Raw genomic sequence first — 367 nt, 5'->3', positions numbered from 1 at the left:
CGGCGAGCGTCGGCCCGTCCAGATGGCCTGTGATCATTGCGCCCCAGGAGCCGACATAATCGATATAACGTTTGCCTTCGGTATCCCAGAGGTAAGGCCCAAGCGCGCGCTTGATAAAACAGGGGACGCCGCCTACGGCGGTGAAGGCGCGCACCGGCGAGTTCACGCCGCCCGGAATGCTTTGTTTGGCTCGCTCAAACAGGATTGAGTTACGGGACATGCAAAATCGACAAAGTCATCAGGAGTTCCGCACAGCCGCGCTGGCAAGGCGCGCCTCCTTGCCGTACGAGTTGTACTGTCTGCGTCGGCGCGCCTTGCCAGCGCGGCTGTGCGGAACTCCTAGTCATTATTTTGGAAAATACATTCT

Annotated in this window: 1 protein-coding gene; it reads right to left on the bottom strand. The window is 58.9% G+C overall.

The annotated features are described in order from the left end of the window. Positions 1-220, bottom strand: a 220-nt coding sequence (locus CAGGBEG34_RS12040; RefSeq protein ID WP_478210139.1) for an aminotransferase class III-fold pyridoxal phosphate-dependent enzyme, incomplete at its 3' end; no start/stop codon positions are given. Positions 221-367 lie beyond the last annotated feature (147 nt).

Origin of the sequence: Candidatus Glomeribacter gigasporarum BEG34 (assembly GCF_000227585.1) — a bacterium.
Classification (GTDB): Bacteria; Pseudomonadota; Gammaproteobacteria; order Burkholderiales; family Burkholderiaceae; genus Glomeribacter; species Glomeribacter gigasporarum_B.
Note: the sequence above shows the minus strand (reverse complement) of the source record. Positions and strands in the feature narration are given on the sequence as shown.